This window comes from Halostagnicola alkaliphila, from assembly GCF_055379965.1.
This window is the reverse complement of sequence record NZ_AP043826.1, coordinates 1,485,910-1,505,858: the sequence shown is the minus strand read 5'-3', so window position 1 is coordinate 1,505,858 and position 19,949 is coordinate 1,485,910. Positions and strand designations below refer to the sequence as shown.

20 protein-coding genes are annotated in these 19,949 nt (G+C 62.3%); 10 read left to right on the top strand and 10 right to left on the bottom strand.

The window, feature by feature from the left end:
• Window positions 1-30 precede the first annotated feature (30 nt).
• From ACZ5C7_RS12585 to ACZ5C7_RS12560, 6 genes are all read left to right on the top strand, one after another.
• Window positions 31-426 (top strand): DUF7475 family protein, encoded by a 396-nt coding sequence (locus ACZ5C7_RS12585; RefSeq protein ID WP_464376652.1) that lies wholly within the window; start codon window positions 31-33, stop codon window positions 424-426.
• Window positions 427-464: 38 nt separating this feature from the next.
• Complete coding sequence (locus ACZ5C7_RS12580; protein WP_464376651.1) at window positions 465-1,238, top strand: CDP-alcohol phosphatidyltransferase family protein; 774 nt, start codon at window positions 465-467, stop codon at window positions 1,236-1,238.
• Window positions 1,239-1,430: 192 nt separating this feature from the next.
• The gene (locus ACZ5C7_RS12575; RefSeq protein ID WP_464376650.1) at window positions 1,431-2,459 is read left to right on the top strand and encodes a zinc-dependent alcohol dehydrogenase; all 1,029 of its coding nucleotides are present in this window, start codon (window positions 1,431-1,433) and stop codon (window positions 2,457-2,459) included.
• Window positions 2,460-2,527: 68 nt separating this feature from the next.
• Window positions 2,528-3,010, top strand: coding sequence for a 6-pyruvoyl trahydropterin synthase family protein (locus ACZ5C7_RS12570; protein WP_464376649.1), 483 nt, complete (start codon window positions 2,528-2,530; stop codon window positions 3,008-3,010).
• Between the two features lie 6 nt (window positions 3,011-3,016).
• Entirely contained in the window at window positions 3,017-4,141 is a 1,125-nt protein-coding gene (locus ACZ5C7_RS12565) for a glycosyltransferase family 4 protein (protein WP_464376648.1), read from the top strand.
• A 21-nt stretch (window positions 4,142-4,162) separates the two neighbouring features.
• A complete protein-coding gene (locus ACZ5C7_RS12560; protein ID WP_464376647.1) occupies window positions 4,163-5,104 on the top strand; it encodes a class I SAM-dependent methyltransferase in 942 nt (313 codons plus the stop codon).
• A 77-nt stretch (window positions 5,105-5,181) separates the two neighbouring features.
• Here ACZ5C7_RS12560 and ACZ5C7_RS12555 read toward each other — a convergent pair whose 3' ends face one another.
• Together ACZ5C7_RS12555 and ACZ5C7_RS12550 are read right to left on the bottom strand one after the other, a co-directional pair.
• Entirely contained in the window at window positions 5,182-5,865 is a 684-nt protein-coding gene (locus tag ACZ5C7_RS12555) for an SAM domain-containing protein (RefSeq protein WP_464376646.1), read from the bottom strand.
• A gap of 193 nt (window positions 5,866-6,058) precedes the next feature.
• Window positions 6,059-7,042 (bottom strand): sugar phosphate nucleotidyltransferase, encoded by a 984-nt coding sequence (locus tag ACZ5C7_RS12550; protein WP_464376645.1) that lies wholly within the window; start codon window positions 7,040-7,042, stop codon window positions 6,059-6,061.
• 107 nt (window positions 7,043-7,149) lie between these two features.
• Here ACZ5C7_RS12550 and ACZ5C7_RS12545 point away from each other — a divergent pair, with 107 nt between their 5' ends.
• Together ACZ5C7_RS12545 and ACZ5C7_RS12540 are read left to right on the top strand one after the other, a co-directional pair.
• Window positions 7,150-7,440 (top strand): transcriptional regulator, encoded by a 291-nt coding sequence (locus ACZ5C7_RS12545; RefSeq protein ID WP_464376644.1) that lies wholly within the window; start codon window positions 7,150-7,152, stop codon window positions 7,438-7,440.
• Window positions 7,441-7,579: 139 nt separating this feature from the next.
• The gene (locus ACZ5C7_RS12540) at window positions 7,580-7,951 is read left to right on the top strand and encodes a DUF7344 domain-containing protein (protein WP_464376643.1); all 372 of its coding nucleotides are present in this window, start codon (window positions 7,580-7,582) and stop codon (window positions 7,949-7,951) included.
• A gap of 88 nt (window positions 7,952-8,039) precedes the next feature.
• Here the strand turns inward: ACZ5C7_RS12540 and ACZ5C7_RS12535 are convergent, their stop codons facing one another.
• The 3 genes from ACZ5C7_RS12535 to trkA form a co-directional block, all read right to left on the bottom strand.
• Window positions 8,040-8,465: a Rieske (2Fe-2S) protein gene (locus tag ACZ5C7_RS12535; RefSeq protein WP_464376642.1), complete on the bottom strand. Its 426-nt coding sequence runs from the start codon at window positions 8,463-8,465 to the stop codon at window positions 8,040-8,042.
• Window positions 8,466-8,821: 356 nt separating this feature from the next.
• Window positions 8,822-10,360 (bottom strand): TrkH family potassium uptake protein, encoded by a 1,539-nt coding sequence (locus ACZ5C7_RS12530; RefSeq protein ID WP_464376641.1) that lies wholly within the window; start codon window positions 10,358-10,360, stop codon window positions 8,822-8,824.
• Complete coding sequence (gene trkA / locus ACZ5C7_RS12525) at window positions 10,360-11,694, bottom strand: Trk system potassium transporter TrkA (RefSeq protein WP_464376640.1); 1,335 nt, start codon at window positions 11,692-11,694, stop codon at window positions 10,360-10,362. Before trkA ends, ACZ5C7_RS12530 begins: the two co-directional genes overlap by 1 nt.
• A 676-nt stretch (window positions 11,695-12,370) precedes the next feature.
• Here trkA and ACZ5C7_RS12520 point away from each other — a divergent pair.
• Complete coding sequence (locus tag ACZ5C7_RS12520; RefSeq protein WP_464376639.1) at window positions 12,371-13,468, top strand: saccharopine dehydrogenase family protein; 1,098 nt, start codon at window positions 12,371-12,373, stop codon at window positions 13,466-13,468.
• A 49-nt stretch (window positions 13,469-13,517) separates the two neighbouring features.
• Here the strand turns inward: ACZ5C7_RS12520 and ACZ5C7_RS12515 are convergent, their stop codons facing one another.
• The 5 genes from ACZ5C7_RS12515 to ACZ5C7_RS12495 all read right to left on the bottom strand — a co-directional run bounded on the left by ACZ5C7_RS12515 (window position 13,518) and on the right by ACZ5C7_RS12495 (window position 18,803).
• Window positions 13,518-14,396: an aminotransferase class IV gene (locus ACZ5C7_RS12515; protein ID WP_464376638.1), complete on the bottom strand. Its 879-nt coding sequence runs from the start codon at window positions 14,394-14,396 to the stop codon at window positions 13,518-13,520.
• Window positions 14,397-14,400: 4 nt separating this feature from the next.
• On the bottom strand, window positions 14,401-15,117 hold the full coding sequence (locus tag ACZ5C7_RS12510) for an anthranilate synthase component II (protein ID WP_464376637.1): 717 nt from the start codon (window positions 15,115-15,117) through the stop codon (window positions 14,401-14,403).
• Complete coding sequence (pabB, locus tag ACZ5C7_RS12505; protein ID WP_464378443.1) at window positions 15,110-16,705, bottom strand: aminodeoxychorismate synthase, component I; 1,596 nt, start codon at window positions 16,703-16,705, stop codon at window positions 15,110-15,112. The genes ACZ5C7_RS12510 and pabB overlap by 8 nt, the downstream gene beginning before the upstream one ends.
• A 328-nt stretch (window positions 16,706-17,033) precedes the next feature.
• A complete protein-coding gene (locus tag ACZ5C7_RS12500) occupies window positions 17,034-17,942 on the bottom strand; it encodes a DUF4332 domain-containing protein (RefSeq protein ID WP_464376636.1) in 909 nt (302 codons plus the stop codon).
• Window positions 17,943-18,002: 60 nt separating this feature from the next.
• On the bottom strand, window positions 18,003-18,803 hold the full coding sequence (locus tag ACZ5C7_RS12495; protein ID WP_464376635.1) for a shikimate dehydrogenase: 801 nt from the start codon (window positions 18,801-18,803) through the stop codon (window positions 18,003-18,005).
• Between the two features lie 191 nt (window positions 18,804-18,994).
• Between ACZ5C7_RS12495 and ACZ5C7_RS12490 the strand changes: the two genes are divergently transcribed.
• The gene (locus ACZ5C7_RS12490) at window positions 18,995-19,945 is read left to right on the top strand and encodes a calcium/sodium antiporter (RefSeq protein ID WP_464376634.1); all 951 of its coding nucleotides are present in this window, start codon (window positions 18,995-18,997) and stop codon (window positions 19,943-19,945) included.
• Window positions 19,946-19,949 lie beyond the last annotated feature (4 nt).

Sequence of the window (19,949 nt, the reverse complement as noted above, 5' to 3'; positions counted from 1 at the left end):
TGGGGGCGGTATGGATCGTCTATGGCCGGTATGACTCTCCCCGACGGTCTCGAGCGAGCGGGGGTAACGCCGATAGAGTGGGCCGCGGTCGCGCTCGTCGTCCTGAGCGGCGGCATCCACCTCGCCCTCGGAATCGCGTTTCTACCGGAACCGATGGCCGTCGCTTTCGTCCTCGCCGGTCTCGGCTTCTTCGGCGCGCTGCTCCTCTTTCTGCTCGGGATTCGACGGCGCATGCTGTACCTCCTCGGAATTCCCTTCGTCGGTGCGCAGATCGTCCTCTGGTACGCGTTCAACCGGCCATCCGGATTGGGCGAGATCTCGAGCGGCGAAGCCGTCGACAAGATCGCACAGCTACTGTTGATCGCGCTACTCGTCTTCCTCTTGCTCCGTGGCGACGATCGTGATCGAACGACACAATCGCCCTGAGTACTCCCGCCACACTCGCCAGCAGTCTCACACCCACCGTGATCGAACCCATCCCGAAAGCCAGCCCGGCGACGCCGCTTCGGCGCTGGCTAACGACCGTTCTCGGCAGTACGCTCATGGTCGCAACGGCGCTGTCGACCGTCAGTATCGTCTGGTCGACCGTTCTCACGCTCGAGTTTCTCGGCTGGGTCGTCCTCGTCTTCGGACTCGAGTTACTCGTAGTGGGGTCCGTGATCGAACGAACGCACCGACGGGTCGGTCACCAGCGGATCACCCTCGCATCGTGGATCACGATCGCGCGTGCCGGAGCGCTCGCGGTGTTGGTCGGATTCCTCGCCATCGGGCCCACGACAGAGGGGATGGCTTGGGTGCCGAGCGCGCTGTTCGGAATCGCCGTGGTCCTCGACGGCGTCGACGGAGCGATCGCCCGCGCGATGGGATCGGTTACCGAACTCGGCAGTCGCCTCGACACCGAGGTCGACGCGCTGACGACGCTTGTGGGTGCGGCGGCAGTCGTCACCGCGGGGACGGCGCCGATCGCCTTCATCGTGGTCGGAATCGCGCGATACGCGTTCGCACTCGCCCTCTGGTGGCGACACCATCGGGGTCGGCAAGTTCGGCAGTTACCGCCGAACCGGGCCAGAGCGCCGCTCTCCGCGCTCACGTTGCTCGCGATCTGGATCGCGTTTCTCCCGATCGTAGACGAGCGCGTCTCGACGGCGCTCACCACCGTCGTGGCGATCCCGTTCTTGCTCAACTTCGCCGTCGATTGGGTGCTCGTCACCGGGCGGCCGACGACGGGAGCCGACTGACTCGAGCACCGCACGATCGCTTGCCTCGGGAGAGCCACAACCGTCCGACTCGAATAGATTCCGCCCGTAACGAATCCCTACCAAAGTAGACCCGGAGAAATGAGAGAGTTACCGTGATAGATCGCTACCGACGTATTCTTCGGCGGGGAAGCGAGGGACGGAGAGGAAAGTCCTGATGAGGCTCATCCACCGATGACCGCACGCCGACTCGTGTTCACCGCTCCTCGAGCAGTCGAGGTTCGATCCCGTCCGATCCCCGACCCCGGCCCGGACGAGGTTCGCGTTCGAACCACCCTGTCGGGGATCAGCGCGGGCACTGAGGGGCTCATCTACCGCGGTGACGCTCCGAGCGAACTCCCGGCCGACGAGTCGATCGACGCCCTCGATGGCGATTTTTCCTTTCCGCTCTCCTACGGCTACGCCGCCGTCGGCCGGGTAACCGCCGTCGGTCGCGACGTCTCCGAGGAGTGGCTCGAGCGTCGCGTCTTCGCGTACAATCCACACGAGAGTCACTTCGTCGCCGAACCCGGGTCGCTACTCGAGATCCCCGAGGGCGTGAGCGCACGCGAGGCCGCCCTCTTCGCGAACGTGGAGTCAGCGGTCTCGTTTCTCCTCGACGGCGAACCCGTGATCGGCGAACGCGTCGCCGTCTTCGGCCAGGGCATCGTCGGCCTCCTGACGACGGCCCTGCTCGCGCGGACGCCGATCGAGACGCTCGTCGCCGTCGATCGATACGAAACTCGTCGAGTGCTCGCTCGAGAACTGGGGGCCGATCGCGCGCTCGAAGTGCCTGCTGAGGAGGCGGACGGAAGCGAGATCCCGAACGTCTTTGAGTCTGTCGCCGGCGGGCGGGCGGATCTCACCTACGAACTCTCGGGCAGCCCGGTCGCCCTCGACGATGCGATCGCGACGACGGGGTTCGACGGCCGGGTGATCGTCGGCTCGTGGTACGGTACCAAACCGGTGACGCTCGATCTCGGCGGGCGGTTCCACCGCGATCGGATCGACGTTCGAAGCAGTCAGGTGAGTACGATCCCGCCGAGACACGACGGGCGCTGGTCGCGCGAGCGCCGCCGTGCCGTCGCCTGGAACTGGCTCGAGGAATTCGACCTCGACGGGCTGTTCACGCACCGATTGGCGCTCGAGCGAGCCGACGAGGCGTATCGATTGCTCGAAGAACGGCCGGAGGAAGCGATTCAGGTGCTGTTGAGCTACAGCTAATACGCAGTCTATTTCGCTCATAGCAGGCGGGGCGACCGTTTATGATTCCGGTCACTGTAGGCGACTCCATGTACGAGGTTTCGGTCAGCCGATCGTTCGTCGCCCAACACAGCCTGACGGTGGCGAACGCAGGCCCGGAGGGAACGCTTCACTCCCACCAGTACGCGGTGACGGTAACCTTCGCCGGGCCGAGGCTCGACGAACACGGCTATCTCGTCGACATCGACGATTTGAACGACGCGGTCGACGCCGCAGTCGGTCGATTCCACGATCGAACGCTGAACGAACTCGAGCCGTTCGATGGTCACAACCCGAGCGTCGAACACTTCTCGCGAATCTTCGGCGACCGAGTCCTCGAGTCCCTCGAGCCGGCGACCGCGACTCGACTTCGAATATCGATGGGCGAAGACGATATCGCGACGGTCAGTCACGAACGAGAACTGGAGGCGGGATCCAATTCGTCGACAGCGGATCGCAAAGCGGACTCGAACGAGCGTGAAACGGCTCCGAAAGCGAGCGAATCAACCCCGACAGTAGCCGACCGGAGCTGATGGCGCGTGCACGTCGGACTGGTCGTCTACGGTGATCTCGAGCAAACGTCGGGCGGCTATCGGTACGACAGAAAACTCGTCTCGGCGCTCGAGGAGAGCGGAGACCACGTCGACGTACTATCGCTCTCGCGGCGCTCGTATCTCCGAACCGTCGGCGACGGCCTTTCCCGATCGCTCCGTGAGAGACTGGACCGCCCGTACGATCTCCTCCTGCAGGACGAGCTGTGTCACCCGTCGCTCGCGCTCTGCAATCCGCGACTCGAGCGGCCGAACTCGATCGTCTCGATCGTCCACTTGCTCCGCTCGGAGGAGTCGAAGGGGATCCGTACTCCGCTCTATCGAACCGTAGAGGGCCGGTATCTCGAGACGGTCGACGCGGCGGTCTGTACGAGCCGCGATACGCGCGATCGGACGAGAGCACTCGCGGACCTTCCGTCGATCGTCGCCCCGCCGGGTGGCCGCGTCGAGGGGACAGCCGTCTCTCGGACGGTGGTTCGACGGCGAGCCGCCGAAACTGACGAGCCGATTCGGGTCGCGTTCGTCGGCAACGTGATTCCGCGAAAGCGGGCCAAAGCGGTGGTTTCCGCGCTTTCGCGGGCCGATTGTGAGTGGCGGTTGACCGTCGTCGGAAGCCTCGAGGAGGATCCGGCCTACGCCCGCTCGGTGCTCGCCGAGGTTCAGAAACTCGGCGTCGAAGACCGAGTAACCGTCGTCGGCGAGGTGGCGGATGCCAAACTCGAAGCTGTCCTCGAGCGAAGCCACGTCCTCGCGGTTCCGGCGCGCTACGAGGGGTTCGGGATGGTCTCGCTCGAGGCGATGGAGTACGGCGTCGTGCCGATCGCCAGCGCGGTCGGCGGAGCCGACGAGTTCGTCGATCACGGCGTGAACGGGTTTCTCGTCGATCCTGACGACCCCGCGGCGATCGGATCGATAGTCGAACGACTCGAGAACGACAGAGAGCGCCTCTCGGGGCTGGGAACGTCTGCGTTGGAGACCGCCGCGGACCATCCCACGTGGCGAGAGACGACGGCTCGAGTTCGGTCGTTCTTGGTCGAACAGGCTCCGGGGTCGGGACGGTCCGGACGCGGATCGGCTCCGCGGTCGAACGTCGATTCGGAGTCACAACTCTGAGATAATTGCGATGCTGAAACTATGACACAGTCATTACAAGCGTTCCTCGAGCACAAACGAACCGTCGACGACCGCGCGCTGAACGACCGAGTCTGGTCGGCGTTCGCCGATAGCCTCGCGGACCTCGCGGGTTCGAACGGGCGCTCGGGCGAGCCGGTTCGCATCCTCGAGATCGGCGGCGGGATCGGGACCATGGTCGCGCGACTCGCAGAGCGGGATGCGTTGCCGCCATCGGTCTCCTATCGATTGGTCGACCTCGACGAACGGAACGTCGAGTACGCTCGAGAACACCTGCCGACGTGGCTCGAAGAAGCCGGGTACGAGATCGAGCGGAGACGTTCGGGCGTGGTTGCCCAATCGACCGACGAACGGCGTAGCGATCGAACGCTCGAGGTTCACCTCGAGGTGGGCGACGCGTTCGAAACTGGCGACCGAGAAGACGACCGGTTCGAGGCAGACGCCGTCATCGCGAGCGCAGTTTTCGACGTCGTCGACCTCGAGTACGCGCTGGGTCGCATTCCGGACCTACTTCGAAACGGCGGACTGTTGTACGCGCCGATCACCTACGACGGGACGACGACGTTTTCGCCCCCCGATCCGCTCGACGAGCGGTTCGCGGAGCTGTACGATCGGCACATGGACGAGATTCGAGATCGACCGGGAAGCAGTCAAGCGGGTCGGGAACTGTTCGCGGCCCTCGATCGACCCGGGAGCGAGTTCGACCTCCTCGAGGTCGGCGGATCCGACTGGATCGTCCGACCGCACGACGGCGCGTATTCGGCCGACGAAAAGGCGTTCCTCCGAGAGCTTCTCGAGACGATCGACGGGGCGCTGGCGGCGTATCCGGAGACGACGCTCCCACCGACGGAACGCAGCCGGTGGGTCGAGACGCGGCTATCCCAACTCGAGCGAGGCGAACTCAGCCTGATCGCGCGCCACCTGGACGTATTGGCTCGGCTATGAATGGCTCGAGTATGAATGGCCCGGCTGTGAATGGCTCGATTGTAGACGAGACGGAACTCCGCGGTACCCGGAGAAAATCACTCGTCGACTGCGATCCGCTCGGCGTCGGTCGCCCCCAACCACCACGCGATTCGGTCGATCTCGAGGCGACGAAACGACGTCTTCATCGCCAGCCACTCACAGGATGCGATCGCGCGGAGCGGACTCGACGCGTCCAGCGGCGACGAGTCGAGTTCTGCGGCGATCGATTCCAGAAACGCCTCGACCGCAGGGCCCGGTTTGACCGTGTCGACGCCGGCGAGGATCCGGAGGTACTGCACGCTCGAGGGGCCGACGCCGGAGATACCGCCGATCGGATCGGCTTCGTACCGGTAGATATTCACCCCGGCCGCCCACTCCCGTAACGATTCGAGGTCACCATCCTCTGAGCGGCGTTCGAGTCGATCGGCGATCTCGAGCAATACGTGGCGCTTTCGCTGTGCTCCGAACGCTTCGACGAGGTCCTCGTCCTCGAGCGTGAGCGATGCGAGATCGGACAGGGTCTCGAGCCGGCCGCTGTCGACGAACGTCTCGCGAAACCGTTCGACGGTCGGCCGAATCCCCCCGGCGAAGCTCTGGCCGGTCGTCGAAGCGGCGGCCTCCGCGACCAACAGTAGCGGCTTCGACCCCGTGAACCGATCGAATTCCAGAAAATCGTCTGCGAGCGCGTCATACGGTATCCCTTCCGCGCGTCGCTCGAGGACCGCTTCGACGGGACTCATATATTCGCTCGTAAAAATGTCGTTCGAACCTAAATAGTCCTGTCGGCGAACTCAAGTCGGAGGTGGAGAACCCGAAGAGATCAACCGTCGAAGCACGGAGCGAATCGGGTCCTGTTCGAGGCCTTTCAGAGCCCGTTCGAGAGCTTTCGGTGCCCTACTCAAGGCCTCCGAGCCTGTTCGAGACCTACCGAAATCACTCGAGACCGTCCGGAGCGTGATTCGTTATCGTCGTGTGCGCGCCGATGAGTGCCCCAGCGAGGTCTAAGTTCTCGAGGTGGGTCCCCTCGTCGATAATCGACCGGCGAATGTCGCCGTTTCGAACGGTGGCGTCGGGGAAGATGACCGCGTGGTCGAGACTCGTCTCCTCGAGCGTCGCGCCGTCCATCACGTGGACGTTATCGCCGATCGTCGCGTTCTCGAGGGTGGCCGTATCGGCGATCATCGACTTCCCGTCGAGGTGCCAGGCGACGGCGTCGAGATAACTCTCAGGCGTTCCGATGTCGTACCACGCATCCTCGAACGTGTATGCGTGAGTTCGCTCCCGATTTTGGAGCCACTGGACGAACCAGCCTGGTTCGTCGGGGTTGTTGCCGTCCTCGAGGTACGTCCCGAGGAGCGAGAGCGAATCCTGCGGGAACGCATAGCACGCGATCGAGACGAGCGTACTCTTGGGATCGTCGGGCTTTTCCTGAAAGTCCACGACTCGATCGCCCTCGAGTTCGACCAGTCCGTAGGAGGAGGCCTTCTCCCGCGAGCCGACGTCGTAGGCGGCGAGCGTCGGCGTCCCCTTTCGTTCGAAGTAATCGAGGAAGTCGGAAACGTCGAAGCTGATCAGGTTGTCGCCGGCGATGACGAGCAGGTCGTCGTCGACTTCCTCCCGTTCGACGAGTTGGGCGAGCGCGCCGACGACGCCGAACTTGTCGGCTTCTTCGCTGGTGTCTTCGATGGAGAGGCGGGGCTTTTCGAACTCGCTCTCGGCGAGATGGGTCTCGAAATCGGCTGCGAACCGTTCGTTCGTGCTGACGTAGACCTCGTCGATCCGATCGTCGCTCTCGAGCGACTGAAAAATCCGATCGATGACGGTGGAGTCGCCGATGGGGAGGAACATCTTGGGCCGATGTTTCGTGATCGGCCACATCCGGGTGGCGTACCCGCCTGCAAGGACGACGGCCTTCATGGCACGGATTTCACCGGCTGGATGTAAGTCACTTACCCTTTCTGCGGTTTCGATCGCGCGTTGATCGAATACGAACACGTAAGCCGTCCCGGGCATTCATGACACCCATGCGAGAGGCAGACGAAACGACTCGACAGCGTCTCGCTGACGCGCTCCGAGAAGAGGCTGCGACGCCAAGCGAACTGGCTGTTCGCCTCGATCTGACGCCGCATTCGATCGTTCGACACGCCGAACACGTCGCTCGATCGGTCGACGGCAACGGCGAGGAGTTTCTCGTGGCACCGCCGACGTGTCGCGACTGCGGGTTCGACGACTACGACGACCTGCTCAACCTTCCGTCGCGGTGTCCCTCCTGCAAGAGCGAGTCGATAGCCGAACCGACGTTCATTATCGAATGAACACTCCACGCGCAGCCTCGAACGACGCTGTCAATTTCGAGACAGTGTGGAGAACCGAACGGAGATGGTATCGTTTCGACACTAATATTTAGTGTGCAGGCTAGAAGCTGTACGTGACCCGCTGCGGCTCGAGGAATCCATGACTACGCCAGCCCACTCAACGTCCGACTGTGCCGGGTTCGTCCTGGCTACACTCGACTGGCTCGACTCACAGGAAGCACAATCGGGGACAGTCGACGACGCCCTCGAACTGCTCGCCGATCAGCGACGGCGACTCTTCCTCGAGGTGATGCAAAACTACGGCGAATCCATTACACTCCCCGACGCGGCGGAGGAAGTCGCGAAGCGAGAAGCCGGACAGCCGGTCTCGGAACTCTCCGCCCAGAAGGTAGCTAACGTCTACATTTCGCTGTACCACGACCACCTTCCGCGGCTCGTCGAGGTCGATCTGGTCGAGTACAATCAGGATCGGGATCTCGTTTCGCCGGGGCCGCTTCGATACTCGGAGTGAGCTTGGTAGCCGACCGTCGGTTCAAATGTGATGACTGCCTCCCAGAGTACTCGCCACCAACTTCTTGAGAGCCGTAGCGACGACTCGATCAGAACTCGACGTTTGACGTCGAGGCACGATCGACTTCGTCCTCCGGAATCGGGCCGGGGCCCAGAAAGTCGTACGAATTGTCCGTGAGATAGACATCGCCCTCGTCCACGGAAACCTCGAGGTCGGGAAGGTGAGCACCCTCGCAGGGTCCGAACGTACACACGCCGGAATCCGCCTCGAAGTACGCGCCGTGGTTTTCGCAGATGATCTCGCCGTTTCGCATCGACGCCCCCGATCCCTTGTCGAGTTTGATGTGCGTAAAGTGCTGACAGTAGTTTAGCCAGCACTCGATTCCACCGTTTTGCCGGACGAGTATCGCCTCCCGGACCTCGTTCGCACCGCCGTCGGTCTCAACGACGCGAAATACGTACGTCGACTCGTCGGGAACAGCCTCGAGTGCTGCGATACGGCGTGTCGGATCCATCAGCTATCGGTTTTTATCGGATCGTGGTGAACGTTACGGACCTCGTTTCGAGAGACGCGGGAGCGAACCGGCGCGTTCGGGCGGTCTCCGACAACACGACCGGCCGAACGTTGAGCATTACGTGACAAATCCGACAGCGAAGTCCGTACACTGGAGATGATCACTGTTACCTTCTTCTGTTAAAAACCGATCTCCGACGGGTTGAATCGGATTCGATCGTCACTGAGAACCGTCTTCTGGGGCTTCGGAGCGATTCACGAAACGCCCTCGCCGGTCGTTTGCTCTCCGCACAAGTCGACGACAGTGTATCAAGCCGATGACCAGGACCTACCCGAATCGGATGAACTCGAGTCCCTTCAGGATCGCCAGTACGCGGCTGTGAGCAAAACTAACACCGGAAAAATCTCGAGACGGCCGATCCACATATAGAGAATCATGAGGAGCTTCGAGCTCATCGGGAACTCGTTGTACCCTCCCATTGGGCCAACGACACCGAAGCCCGGTCCGATGTTGCCGAGCGTTGCAATGGACGCTGTTAGAAGGTCCAGCGTGTGCGGATCGAAGTCTGCCGTTCGAGATGTATCAGCAGCAAGCAACAGGAACCCAACAAAAAACAGTATGAGAAATAGCAGTGTGAACGCGTAAATTCCACGGATCGCTTCCTCGTCGAGTGTTTTTCCGTTCATTCGGACGGGCCGAACCGCTTCCGGATGGATCGTCGTGAAAATCTCACGTCGTAGTGATTTGATAATCACCAGCCAACGAAGAATTTTGATTCCGCCACCGGTCGAACCAGCTGACCCGCCGAGGAACATCACGAACAACAGTAGCGCTTTCGCCGGATTGCCCCATGCGTCGAAGTCCATATTCGCATAGCCCGTCGAATTGGTTAACGACGCGATCTGAAACGCAGCGTACCGAGCCGATCGTTCTATGTTTCCGCCAATCTGGCCAGTTTCTGTAGTTTGAAGGGCTGCGTCGAAAAAGAGGAGAACGGTTCCGACGAGTGAAAACACGGTTACAGCACCGAAATAGAACCGGAATTCGTTGTCGCGCAGTATAACCCAGGGATCTCCCGAGATGACGTACCACCACAGCACGAAGTTGACGCCAGCGATGAACATGAACGGGATGATGAGCCACTGAACGATCGGCGAGAAGGCCTCGATGCTCCGGGCTTCCGGGGAAAAACCTCCAGTTGGAAGCGTCGTAAATCCGTGGGCAAACGCGTTGTATAGGTCCATATTCGGCGCGAGGCCTGCAAGATGGAGGGTATATAGTAACGCGATCAAGAGGACGGTAAACCCGATATAGGCGATCCACAGCACGCGGGCAGTTTCGGCGATGTGGGGGGTAAGTTTCGAAATTCCCGGACCAGGCACTTCGGCTTTCATCAACTGGGCACCACCGACAGCCATCTGCGAGAGGATGGCAACGGCGAGAACGATGATTCCCATTCCCCCCAACCACTGAGACAGTTGCCGCCACATCATGATCGGCCGGGAATGGGTATCGAACGAAATGTCATCCATCACCGTCGCCCCGGTGGTCGTGAATCCACTCATGCTCTCGAACAACGCGTTGACGGGATGTGCAATCGTCCCGTTCCCAGCCAAGACGTACGGAATCGCACCGAAGATCGCCGCGAACAACCACGTGAACGCAACCACAAAGAACGCCTCTCGAGCACCCGGAGTGGGATTGGGGTCGAACCGTCGAAGTGCCAGACCGAACCCGGCAGTGAACACCATCGACACGACGAACACCCAGAGGTCTTCACCGCCGTATGCTAACGCAACGACTATCGGAATAACGAACGCGAGCGAGAGAAAGGCAAGGAGCGTCCCAACGAGACTCAAGCCGGCACGCCAGTCGACCCGGAAATAATGGCGCATCAGATCGCCTCTACAACCTCATCAAGAACTTCTGAGTCGACAAATACAACAATATGATCTCCCGGTTTGATGACTGTCGTTCCACGGGGTGTTACGAGTTCACCGCCTCGCGAGATCGCACCGATGACGACGCTGTCCGGAAGGTCAGCCATCGAATCCTGAATTTGCTGCCCGGTGATATCGCCGTCGAGAGTCGCTTCTATTTCGATCACTTCCGCGCGATCGTGTTCGAGCATGGCGACCTTCTCGGTCCGGTTCGTCCGTGTAAACCGAACGATCTCCTCGGACGTTTCTTCTCGAGGGTTGATCGCCACGTCGATGCCGACGGTTTCGAACAACTCGGCGTATTCGAGATTCTCGATGACGGCGATAGTGCGATCGACGCCGAGCCGTCGAGCCAGTAGCGAGACGAGTAGATTCTTTTCGTCGCTACCGAGTGAGGAGATCACGATATCGGCTTCGTTGATGTGCTCTCGCTCGAGAAACTCGATATCAGTTGCGTCACTCTCGAGAACCATCGTGTGAGGAAGGTCTTCTGCGACGTCGCGAGCGCGATCGGTATCTTGCTCGATCAGTCTCGGATGGTAGCCGTGATTTTCGAACTCTCGAGCCGCTTGGTATCCAATCTCGCTCGCCCCAACGATGACGATCTCGTCACTGTCGGCCCGATCATCCGTTGTGATATCGTCTGCGAAGGTAGTTACTGAATCGGCGCTTCCGATAACAACGACACGGTCACCCGACTGGATTACCGTCTCACCGGTGACGACGATCATGTCGTCGTCGCGGAAGATCGCCGCGAACGTCAGCGAGTCGTACTGATCGGCTTCGTGGACGGATTGATTGGCGATAGGACTGTCTGTGGCAATCTCGAACTCCGCCGTACGGACGAGTCCACCGATGAACGTATCGACGTCTTGTGACGCAGGAAGTCCTGAAATGCGGAAAATCGTCTGGGCGGTCAGCAGATCCGTACAGACCATGAAGTCGACGCCGAATCCGCCCTGGGATCCCTCCCATGTTTCGAGTAAGGTCCGACGCCTGACACGAGCAATGGTGAAGGCGTCGGTGGCCGTCTTGACGCTCCCGCAGATAACGACGTTTGACTCGTCGCTATCGGTGCAGGCGATCACTAAATCAGCTCGCTCGACGTCTGCTTCGCGAAGCGTCTCTATCGTCGTCCCGTCTCCGTGGATGGCGAGGACATCGTGCGAGTATGTTAGATCTTCAACAACCCGGTCGTCACGATCGATCACGATCACGTCGTTGGAGGGTGCGAGATTGCTGGCGATCGACCACCCGACTTCACCAGCGCCGACGACGATCACGCGCACCGAAACCACCCTCGAGCTAGCATAGTTGGACGATCGCTCTGAGTATTTTGAGCCATTGATCAGTCACCTCTCTAACCGCTGTATTATGGCCTGACGGAACGTTCGTGGCGCTCTATCCCCTCCGCGAGCCATTAGTACTGTGCCATCGCTCTGTTTGGCGATCTGCTGCGGTATCGCTCCGTAAAGGGCCCGGACAACTGTGCTCGCACCCGCCGTACCGATACAAACGGGTTCGTCCTCCGAGACAGTGTAACCGAACGTATAGGCTGCCAAGAATCCAAAACCGCGAGCGGGGTCTCGGTCAGCCATCGCAGCTGACACCTCGTCGGGCGTATCGGGAGAGCCCGTTATTTTTGGATTCCGAAATACCGCACATATAAGCACCTCTGTTTCGTCACCAAAATAAATGTATTGACTACCATCCTGATCGTAAAATCAACTTTGTGGAGACAAGATCACCTCTAAACCCGTTTCGAATCGCAAATCGTATTGTACACTCAATTGCGGGAATTTCAAGGACCAAACGAAGAGTTCGGTTCGTCGGCGAGGATCGATTGAGCTCTCTTCGACACCTCAGTGGAGATCGTTCGAAGCGAACCGGTCGTCTCCGACACTGTGAGCATATCGTACGAATTGTCTGACTTAGATTTAACATACGTCCCACCCACAACAGCCTATGGAGAGGCTCCTCATCTACGGCTCCTACGGATACACGGGTCGGCTGATCGTCCAAGAGGCCGTTTCGGGGGGAGAATCACCGACTGTCGCCGGGCGGGACGGCAAGGAGGTGAGCGCACAGGCCGACGAACACGGACTCGAGGGACGAACGTTCTCCCTCGAAGACGATGTTGCGTCTCAACTCACCGATTTTGACGCCGTCCTGAACTGCGCGGGGCCGTTCGTCGAAACGGCCGAGCCGCTGATCGAGGCGTGTCTCGAGACGGGAACGGACTATCTGGACATCACGGGCGAGTTCCGCGTCTTCGAGCGGATTCGACGTCGAGACGACCGCGCTCGAGACGCGGGGGTCACCCTGCTTCCGGGGGTCGGTTTCGACGTCGTGCCCTCGGACTGTCTGGCCGCGTTTCTCGCGGAGCAGCTTCCGAGCGCGAACGAGCTCGCGATCGGCGTGCAGGGAATGGACTCGGGCCGCGAGGTTCCCCTGCCGACCGACGTGTCGCGCGGAACGGCGAAGACGCTCTTCAGCGGAGCCGGAACCACCAACGTCGTCCGAAAAAGGGGACGGCTCGTCCGAGTTCCGGTCGGCTTTCGGAGCCGGGAAATTGACTTCGGCGACGGCCCCGAACACGCGATCACGATCCCGCTCGGAGACGTGGTCACCGCCGCACAGACGACCGGCATCGAGAACGTCGAAGTCTACGCCGCGATGCCGTCCTGGGTCGGCCCGGCGATATCGGTGCTCGATTCGGCCGGCTGGTTGCTCGAGAGCGATCCGGTGCAAGCGGTCGCGAACCCGGTACTCGACACGTTGCTCGACGGACCCAGCGAGTCCAGACTCGAGACGGGCGAGACCGTCGTCTGGGGCGAGGTCCGCGACGGCGAACAGAGTGTCAGGGGCCGAATTCGGACGCCAAATCCGTACGCTCTAACTGCCAACTCGGCCGTCGATGCCGCGAAACGGGTCCTCGAGGGATCGGCTCCGTCGGGAGCCCAGACGCCGGCGAACGCGTTCGGTTCAGAGTTCGTCCTCGAGCTGTCGGGAACCGAACGGGAACTGCTCGCGTCTCCGGCGGTCGTGGATGCACAGAACTGAACGCAGGTTCTGTAGACGCTTGTGAACGCGTTGCGAACAGGTCAGACCGTCAGTAACACTCGTTCTCGACCCGTTCGTCGTACGCCCTCGAGAGCGTCTCACGAATCCGATCGTCGCCGTCGACGGCTATCCCGTCGATCGAAGCGACGGGACGCAGTTCCCACGTCGTATTCGTCAAAAACGCGTCGTCGGCGTCCCGGAGTCGCTCGGGTCGATACTGCCCCTCCTCGACGGGGATTCCAGTATCGGTCGCGCACTCGAGGACGACGCGTCGCGTGATCCCCGGGAGAACGGGACCGTCGGTCGTTGGAGTGTACAAGACGCCGTCGTCGACGAAGAAAACGTTACTCGTCGCACCTTCGGCGACGTATCCCTCCCCGTCACAGAGGAGCGCCTCGTCACCTTTCTCGAGTTCCTGTCGCGCCAAAATCCCGTTGAGGTAGTTGTGGGTCTTCGCCGAGGCTGGCATCGCCTCGTTGGAAATCCGTCGGGTATCGACCGTCTCGAGAACCGCCGGGCCATCCCAGACTGATTTACCGTCGAGGCCGCCCCGCGGAAGCGATCCGACGTAGACGACGACCGTCGGGTCGACGTCGGGGTCGGGCGTGAGCTTCCCGGGCTGAATGCCGCGGGTGATCGACAGCCTGACGTAGGCGTCCTCGAGGTCGTTTTCCGCCAGCGTCTCGTCGATCCGCGATCGGAGCTCCGCCCTCGAGAGCCCGTGATCCAAATCGAGCGTTTCGCAGGTTTTCTCGAGGCGGTCCGCGTGTGCGTCCCACTCGAAGATCGTCCCGCCGTAGGCCCGTAGGGTCTCGAAGGCGGCGTCGCCGTAGCGAAAGCCGCGGTCGTCGACGCGAACGGTCGCCTCCGAGGCGGGGACGAGTTCGCCGTCGACGTGATAGCGTAGTTCACCGGGAGTTTCGGACATAGTGTCACCTCGAGTTGCGGGCGTTTGATTCTGGTTGATCGTCGCCAGCCTCGGCCGCCAGCGCACAGAAGTTCCGGATCAATCGTTTGCCGACCTCGAGCGAGATCGATTCGCCTCGAGTGCGTGGGTCCCCGTCATCGGGTCGTTCGTTCGCAGTATCCGAATCAGTCCCCTCAGCCCCTCGTGTGAGGATGCTCTCGGGATGAAACTGGACCCCGATTTGGGGTTTCGCTCGATGGCGAACGCCCATCAACACCTCGCGCTCGTCGGCCGTGCTGGCGGTCTCCTCGAGCGCATCGGGTAGTTCCGCACGTTCGACCGCCAGCGAGTGGTACCGGCCGACCTGAAACGGTTCGGGGACGCCCGCGAAGATCCCGTCCCCGTCGTGGGTGACGACCGAGGGTTTCCCGTGTACCACGTTCGGCGCGTGGACGACCGCCGATCCGTTGGCCGCACAGAGCGCCTGATGACCCAGACAAACGCCGAGGATCGGATATCCGGTCTCCGCAAACAGCGGAATAGAAATCCCAGCCTCCTCGGGCGTTCCCGGCCCCGGCGAAACGACAATCCCGGTGGGGTCGAGCGTCGAAACGTCCTCGAGGTCGATCTCGTCGTTGCGCCGGACGACGACCTCGTCGGCGACTTCGCCGACGTACTGGACGAGGTTGTAGGCGAACGAGTCGTAGTTATCGACGACGAGAATCGTCGTTCCGTCACTCATCGCGATCACCTTCCGTGGACGTTCGGGCCTCGCGCCCCGCGGACGCTTCTCCCCCGTCTCCGTCACCGCCCTCGAGTCCCATCGCGGCTCGCTCTCCGAGGGCCTCGTCGACGGCGGTCAACAGGGCTCGAGCCTTATCGAGCGTTTCGTCGTACTCCCGATCTGGAACCGAATCCTCGACGATACCGGCCCCGACGCGGAGGTGATACTCGTCTTCGTGGCGAACGAGCGTTCGGATCACGATGTTCAGCGTGGCGCGGCCGTCGAAGCCGAAGATACCCACGCTTCCCGTGTAAGGGCCCCGTCGGGTCGCCTCGAGTTCGTCGATGATCGCCATTGTTCGGGGCTTGGGAGCTCCGGTGATCGTGCCGCCCGGGAAGACCGCCGCGATCGCGTCGGCGAGCGATTCGCCCTCCCGAAGCCGTCCGGTGACGTCCGAGACGAGGTGCATGACCTCGGAGTACCGATCGACCCGACGGTACTCCTCGACGTCGACGGAGCCGTAGGCACAGACCTTCCCGAGATCGTTTCGCTCGAGGTCGACCAACATCGCGTGCTCGGCGCGTTCTTTCTCGTCGCTGAGGATGTCCGCCTCGAGCGCCCGATCCTCCGCAGCGGTTTCGCCCCGAGGGCGGGTGCCGGCGATGGGCTCGGTCCGGACGAACGAGTCCTCGCGCTCGAGCAAGAGTTCGGGGCTCGCGCTCACCAAATCCGCGGCGCGGAACTCGAGCAGACAGGAGTACGGTGCCGGATTTACGCGCCGGAGCGCGTCGTAGGCCGCGACGGGGTGGACCGCGGCGGGGGCGGTGAGTCGCTGCGAGATGTTCGCCTGAAAGGTGTCGCCGTCGTGGACGTATTCTTTCACTCGACGCACCCGATCGGCGAAGGTCTCGCGGCCGCAATCGCTCTCGAAGGTCGCCTCCGACCTCGAGACGGGCGGCTCGAGTGGATCGATCTCGCCCTCGAGTGCATCCTGTGCGAGTTCCAGCGCACGGGTCAGACCGCGTTCGTACGCGGACTCGATGGCATCGTCCGCGACCGTTTTTCCGCCGGATTCGATATCGCCGTCGAGATCGATTTTCGGACAGGCGGTTACGCGAAGCGTGACCTCGCCCTCGGTCGGTTCCTCCCAGGCGGCGAGGCGGTCGAAGCGTTCCACCTCGAGTCGCGGAAGCCCCCGGTCGTCGACGGCGGATTCGGGAAGCTCCTCGAGTTCGCGGACGATGTCGTAGGAGAGCCAGCCGATCGCTCCGCAGGGATAGGGTATCGTACAGTCGCCGCGAACGAGACCCTCTCCATCGAGAAGCCCCTCGAGAGCGGCGAGCGCGGGAGACGATGACTGATCGTTGCCGCCGCCTCGAATCGCGGCCTTCGGGCTAACGGTAAGTCGGTCGACCGGATCGACGCCGAAGTATCCCCACCCCGGCTGTCCGCCGGTCGTTTCGAGGAACGCGCCGCCGGACCCTCCCCGCGCTCGTCGGTACGCCAGAAACGGGTCGTCGACGGAAACGCGAACTTCGATCGGAACGCGAACGCCGTCCTCAACGCCTACGGTCTCGAGCGGGCCGCTCGTCCCGGAGTGATTCATCCGTCGCAGTTCGGACCGGACGGTCTCTCGAACGGACTCGAGCGTCGTCACGATCCGCGGCTCGGTCATACGACAGGGAACGAGTGAGCAAAGTAATGATCTTGCGGTTTCGGAGCGGGCCACGGCCAAGAAAATGGAAACCAACGCGGAGCGAAGAAAACGCGAACCGTCGTGGAATAGAGGTGCGAGCGCGACCGATTGTGAACCATCGCGCGGTCGAAGATACATCGCGTGGCCTCGAGAAACGTCCTCGCTTTCCGCCGGGGCGGATCGCGTGGTCTCGAGCCCGTTGAGTCCGATCGATGTCGGGCCTGGCGGTGTCGAATCGTCAACGAACCTGCGCTCTGTCGATCCAGCCCTGCAGTCGCGTCTCCGAAATTTCCGTCTCGTCGGCCAGTTCCGCCGCGTCGGCCTCCGCGAGCTCTTCGACGGTTTCGACGCCCGCCTCAGTGAGTCGGTCCGCGTAGGCTGGGCCGATTCCTTTAATCGAGTCGGTCGGTTCGCCATCAACAGTGGACTCCGACGCCGCTTGTTCGACCTCGTCACCGGGTTCGGAGTCGTCGGGCTGGCCGTCTTCCGCCGGTGTCTTGTCGGCCGACGGTTTCGCGTCTGCGTCGGTCGGACCGGCCGCCTCGGCGGGCTCCGCGGCTTCCGCCGTCGAATCCGGCGATTGAGTCATCGAATCGGTCGAACTCGAGGCCGCAGTGCCGGCCGCTGCGGCCTCCTCGTCGGATTCGACAGGTTCGGAGTCGTCCGGTTCCCCGTCATCGGATGGCGCCTCGTCTGTGTCGTCCGACACTCCGTCGTCGATCGCCGTCTCGTCGTCTTCGACGGTCTCGGAATCGTCCTCATCGTCCGATAGCCCGTCGTCGTCTTCGACGATTTCGGAGCCGTCATCGGTATCCGGTGTGGGGCTCTGTTCGCCCTGTTCGGGTGTCTTCTCGGTCGTCGGCGTTGCGTCGGTGTCCGTCGGTCCGGTCGCTTCGGCCGGTTCGGCCGCCTCCTCGGTCGAGTCTGTCGATTGGGTCATCGAACCGGTCGAACTCGAGGCCGCGGTGCCGGCCGCTGCGGTGTCCTCGTCGGATTCGGGTGCTGCGGCATCGGTAGCGCCGTCCTCGTCCGTCTCGTCCTGGGTCCGCTCGCGTTCGACGGTGACCCCGACGTCTCGAGAACGAGCCGATTCCGATCCCGAGTCACCGAGACCGAGTACCGACTTCAGCTTCTGAAGGATTCCCATTAACCGAACATTGTTGATTCGCTCACTTAAACCCGTTCGATCCGGAGACAGGAAAGGGGGCTAGAGACGGTTACGAAGCGCCTCGTTCATCGCTTCGACGGGGGCGTCCTCGCCGGTCCAGATCTCGAGCGCTTCGACGCCCTGATAGAGGAGCATCCACGCCCCGTCGATCGTCGTCGCGCCGACCGCCGCGGCGTCGCGGAGGAGTCTCGTCTCGAGCGGCCGGTAGACCGCGTCCATCACCGCGAGGTCGCCGTGAAGCGCGTCGGCCGGAATCGGTGTCTCGTCCGTTTCCATGCCGACGCTCGTCGCGTTAACCACGATATCGGCGTCGGCGAGTAACTCCTCGAGCGACTCGAGGCCGTGACCCGTCGCGTCCGGAACGACCTCGGCGAGTTCGTGGGCCGTCGACTCGGTTCGATTCGCGATCTCGACGGTCGCGCCCGCATCGGCGAGCCCGAACGCGATCGCGCGCCCCGCGCCACCAGCGCCGACGACGACGGCGGTTGCACCCTCGAGTGCGACATCGTGATCCCGAAGCGCTCTAATCGCCCCGACCGCGTCGGTGTTGTGACCCGTCGGCGTCGGTCCCGAGAAGTCGATCGTGTTGACCGCGCCGATGCGCGTTGCGAGGTCGCCCGCGTCGACGATTCCGAGAACGTCCTGTTTGAACGGGATCGTGACGTTCATGCCGTTGATGCCGAGTGCATCCGCACCGTTAACTGCGGCCTCGAGATCCGCTGGATCCGGTTCGAAGGTTACGTACCGTCCGTCGAGTCCGAGTTCGTCGTACGCCGCTTCGTGCATCGGCGGCGAGAGCGAGTGCCCGATGGGGTTTCCGATGATGCCAAACACGTGCATACCAACGCTCGTGACGGCGGGAATATAACCGGTGTGACTTCGGTCGTCAATACCGGATCCGACGCGAGAACGTTTCGGTGGGCTGGCCGTCGCACACGAATTGCATCGCTGACGGCTGATCACCACCCCGAGGCGACTACCCATCGTTCGTTCCGGGCAGCTTATACGCCGCTCTCGAGTATTCGGGGCCAATGCCCGTCGGCTCGGAAATCCTCGTCGCGATCGCGCTCCTCGTCGCGGGTATCGTTGCCCTCTACGGTGGAGCGGAGTTGCTCGTGGCCGGCGCGGGGCGTCTCGCGCTCGGAATCGGTCTCCGGGCGGCGACCGTTGGCGTCACCGTCATCGCGTTTGCAACGACCGCGCCCGAACTGTCCGTCGCGATGACCGGCGCGCTCGATGTCTCGACGGATATCGGTCTCGGAACCGTTCTCGGCTCGAACATCGCCAACATCGGGCTCGTCCTGGGCGTTTCGGCGCTGATCCACCCGCTGTCGATCAGCGAAGTCGCCATGAAGCGACACGTTCCGTTCATGGTGTTCGCCGCGTTCTTGCTCGTCGTTATGGGGGTCGACGGCGTGATCGGTCGCCTCGAGGGGGCGATACTGCTCGCCGCGCTCGTCGGCTTTACCGCCTATCTCGTCTACTCGTCGAGAGCCGATCCAGCACCGCTTGTCGACGATCCCGACGCCGGCGACGGAATCGAACTCTCGGATGTCGCGTACGTACTCGGCGGCCTGGTCGCACTCGTCGTCGGCTCCCGCTGGCTGGTCTCCGGCGGGACAGACCTCATGTCCGCGTTCGGCTTCTCGGATCTCGTTATCGGACTGACGGTACTCGCGCTCGGAACGTCACTTCCGGAGCTCGCCGCCTCCGTCGTTGGCGCAGTCCGCGGCGAAACGGAGTTCGCGATCGGAAACGTCGTCGGCTCGAACATATACAATATCCTGGCCGTACTTGGTATTCTCGCCCTTATCACGCCGATTCAGGTCTCCGAAAGCACGCTCCTGTTCGAGTTTCCGATTCTGGTCGCATTCACCCTCGTGCTGGTCGCGATGATGGGGTACGGTCGACGACTGTCGCGGCTCGACGGCGGCGCGCTGGTCGTCGGGTACGGGATCTTCGTCTATCTGCTGCTTCCGTGAGGCC

What these genes read in the sequence shown, in the direction of transcription:
- ACZ5C7_RS12585 (WP_464376652.1), top strand. Translation starts at nt 31, where the DNA reads ATGACTCTCCCCGACGGTCTCGAGCGAGCGGGGGTAACGCCGATAGAG.
- ACZ5C7_RS12575 (WP_464376650.1), top strand. Translation starts at nt 1,431, where the DNA reads ATGACCGCACGCCGACTCGTGTTCACCGCTCCTCGAGCAGTCGAGGTT.
- ACZ5C7_RS12570 (WP_464376649.1), top strand. Translation starts at nt 2,528, where the DNA reads ATGTACGAGGTTTCGGTCAGCCGATCGTTCGTCGCCCAACACAGCCTG.
- ACZ5C7_RS12560 (WP_464376647.1), top strand. Translation starts at nt 4,163, where the DNA reads ATGACACAGTCATTACAAGCGTTCCTCGAGCACAAACGAACCGTCGAC.
- ACZ5C7_RS12555 (WP_464376646.1), bottom strand. Translation starts at nt 5,865, where the DNA reads ATGAGTCCCGTCGAAGCGGTCCTCGAGCGACGCGCGGAAGGGATACCG.
- ACZ5C7_RS12550 (WP_464376645.1), bottom strand. Translation starts at nt 7,042, where the DNA reads ATGAAGGCCGTCGTCCTTGCAGGCGGGTACGCCACCCGGATGTGGCCG.
- ACZ5C7_RS12545 (WP_464376644.1), top strand. Translation starts at nt 7,150, where the DNA reads ATGCGAGAGGCAGACGAAACGACTCGACAGCGTCTCGCTGACGCGCTC.
- ACZ5C7_RS12540 (WP_464376643.1), top strand. Translation starts at nt 7,580, where the DNA reads ATGACTACGCCAGCCCACTCAACGTCCGACTGTGCCGGGTTCGTCCTG.
- ACZ5C7_RS12535 (WP_464376642.1), bottom strand. Translation starts at nt 8,465, where the DNA reads ATGGATCCGACACGCCGTATCGCAGCACTCGAGGCTGTTCCCGACGAG.
- ACZ5C7_RS12530 (WP_464376641.1), bottom strand. Translation starts at nt 10,360, where the DNA reads ATGCGCCATTATTTCCGGGTCGACTGGCGTGCCGGCTTGAGTCTCGTT.
- ACZ5C7_RS12520 (WP_464376639.1), top strand. Translation starts at nt 12,371, where the DNA reads ATGGAGAGGCTCCTCATCTACGGCTCCTACGGATACACGGGTCGGCTG.
- ACZ5C7_RS12515 (WP_464376638.1), bottom strand. Translation starts at nt 14,396, where the DNA reads ATGTCCGAAACTCCCGGTGAACTACGCTATCACGTCGACGGCGAACTC.
- ACZ5C7_RS12510 (WP_464376637.1), bottom strand. Translation starts at nt 15,117, where the DNA reads ATGAGTGACGGAACGACGATTCTCGTCGTCGATAACTACGACTCGTTC.
- pabB (WP_464378443.1), bottom strand. Translation starts at nt 16,705, where the DNA reads ATGAATCACTCCGGGACGAGCGGCCCGCTCGAGACCGTAGGCGTTGAG.
- ACZ5C7_RS12500 (WP_464376636.1), bottom strand. Translation starts at nt 17,942, where the DNA reads ATGGGAATCCTTCAGAAGCTGAAGTCGGTACTCGGTCTCGGTGACTCG.
- ACZ5C7_RS12495 (WP_464376635.1), bottom strand. Translation starts at nt 18,803, where the DNA reads ATGCACGTGTTTGGCATCATCGGAAACCCCATCGGGCACTCGCTCTCG.
- ACZ5C7_RS12490 (WP_464376634.1), top strand. Translation starts at nt 18,995, where the DNA reads ATGCCCGTCGGCTCGGAAATCCTCGTCGCGATCGCGCTCCTCGTCGCG.